A 1709-nucleotide genomic window follows, 5' to 3' on the forward strand; every position below is an offset into this window, starting at 1 on the left:
CGGGCGCCGACCGCGACCAGCGGCGCGGGTCGGCTGCCGACATCCTGAACTGGTCCGGCCGGGCCGCACCAGGCACGCATCCGGCAAATCTGGCCAAGGACCGATACCATGCTAGTGCACTGACACAATCACAGGATTCCCAGCGGTCAGCGGATGTGCGATGCTGGGTGCATGGCTCAGATCGTCTGTCCGTTGGTCTCGGGTGAGGATCGCGCGCGTTTGGAGGCGATCGTCGCCGATCGCAACCGTGCCCAAAAGCACGTGCTGCGGGCGCGGATCATCCTCGCATCGGCCGAGCGGTTGCCGGTCGCGGCGGTGGCCAAGCAGGCCGCGGTCGGCCGGCCGGCGGTGTGGCGCTGGCAGCGGCGCTTTGCTGAAGTCGGGGTCGACGGGCTGCTGCGCGATGCGACCCGCAAGCCTGGCAAGGCACCCCTGGGCGAAGCGGTGGTGCGCCGCGTGGTGACGCTGACCTGCGCCGAGCCGCCGGGTGCGGCGACCCACTGGACCGGCCGCGCGCTGGCCAGACACGCAGGGATCTCCTTGCGTTCGGTGCAGCGCATCTGGGCCGCGCACGACCTGCAGCCGCACCGCATGCGCACCTTTAAGCGCTCGACCGATCCCGACTTCGCCGCCAAGCTCGAAGCGATCGTGGGGCTGTACCTCGATCCGCCGGCGCACAGCCTGGTGCTGTCGCTCGACGAGAAGAGCCAGATCCAGGCGCTCGACCGCACCCAGCCGGGCCTGCCGCTCAAGCCCGGCAAAGCGGGCACCATGACCCACGATTACAAGCGCCACGGCACCACCACCCTGTTCGCCGCCCTCAACGTGCTCGACGGCACGGTCGTCGGCCGTTGCATGGCGCGCCACCGGCACCAGGAGTTCCTCCGCTTCCTGAACGCGATCGAACGGCAGGTACCGGCGGGCAAGGTGATCCACGTGATCCTCGACAACTACGCCGCCCACAAGCACCCCAAGGTCCTGGCCTGGCTCACGCGCCATCCGCGCTGGACCTTCCACTTCACCCCGACTTCCGGCTCGTGGCTCAATGCGGTCGAGACGTTCTTCTCGGCGCTCACCCGCCGCCGGCTCAAGCGCGGGGTGTTCCGCTCGATCGTCGAGCTGCAGACGGCGATCAACCGCTACCTCGCCGAGCACAACGGCGACCCCCAGCCCTTCGTCTGGACCAAGCGCGCCGACCAGATCCTCGCTAAAGTGAATCGCCTGAATGCATCTGTGCACTAGCTTGAATGCATAGGCAGGATGGAAGAAGAAATCATGGATCTGCCACACGTCTTCCGCAAGCACGAAAGCGAAGATTGGAACGTATGCCAGATAGATGGGCCGCCCCCGTATGAGTGCAATCGATAACAGAAAATATAGAATCAGCGAAATCTTTAAATAGCTGAAGAACTCTGCATATGCCCTATGTTTGCTTAGGTCCCAGCGGACACCTAGTAGTCTGGCGCCATCGTTGTACAAGGAAGCGTATAGCGCATGTATTGAATACACCCCAATGAAGAAGACATCGATGCCAAGCAGCGCAATGCCAAACAAGATCAAGCGAGCATCGATCTGATCCTGCAGGCGGGCCACGGGCGTAATCAATGACGGATCATCAACGCCGCGCAAGGTTCTGTGCCCGATCCTTAAAGCTGCCGGATCCCGAGAATCGAGCTCGTCTGAGGTAGAAGTGCCGCACGATACCTGAG

1 protein-coding gene is annotated in these 1709 nt (G+C 63.7%); it reads left to right on the forward strand.

Features of this window, described 5'->3' with window-relative positions; translation table 11 throughout:
- The first annotated feature begins 171 nt into the window (after window positions 1-171).
- Entirely contained in the window at window positions 172-1242 is a 1071-nt protein-coding gene (locus VFZ66_23960; GenBank protein HEX6292264.1) for an IS630 family transposase, read from the forward strand.
- Window positions 1243-1709: the final 467 nt, after the last annotated feature.

The organism is Herpetosiphonaceae bacterium, assembly GCA_036374795.1.
Classification (GTDB): Bacteria; Chloroflexota; Chloroflexia; order Chloroflexales; family Kallotenuaceae; genus LB3-1.